Below are 356 nucleotides of genomic sequence, written 5' to 3' on the forward strand. Positions count from 1 at the left end.
CGGAATCCCTGAAGAAGAAAAAGTAAACGAAGTCCTTCTGGAGTTTGCACACAAGTACGGTGTAAAATATTTCGCAGCAAACAACACCTACTACAATGACAAAGGGGACGCCAAGGCTCACGACATTTTGCTCTGTGTGAAAGACGGCGAACTCGTAGAAAAGCCTAAAAAGTATATCGGAAAGCGTGGACGGGAATTTCGTTATGGTTTTCCCAACGATGAATTCTACCTCAAAAGCCCGGAGGAGATGAAGAAGCTTTTTGCGGATTTGCCCGAAGCCATCATCTGTACCCAAGAAATTGTCGACAAATGCGAGGCATACAAACTTGGGCAGAAGGACTTCTCTTGCAAGTTTG

1 protein-coding gene is annotated in these 356 nt (G+C 44.9%); it reads left to right on the forward strand.

The window, feature by feature from the left end; translation table 11 throughout:
* The coding region (locus tag ACNKXV_RS13575; RefSeq protein ID WP_417908265.1) for a PHP domain-containing protein at positions 1–356 on the forward strand (356 nt) is incomplete at both ends.

Source organism: Christiangramia aquimixticola, assembly GCF_048285835.1.
In the GTDB taxonomy this organism is placed as follows: domain Bacteria; phylum Bacteroidota; class Bacteroidia; order Flavobacteriales; family Flavobacteriaceae; genus Christiangramia; species Christiangramia aquimixticola.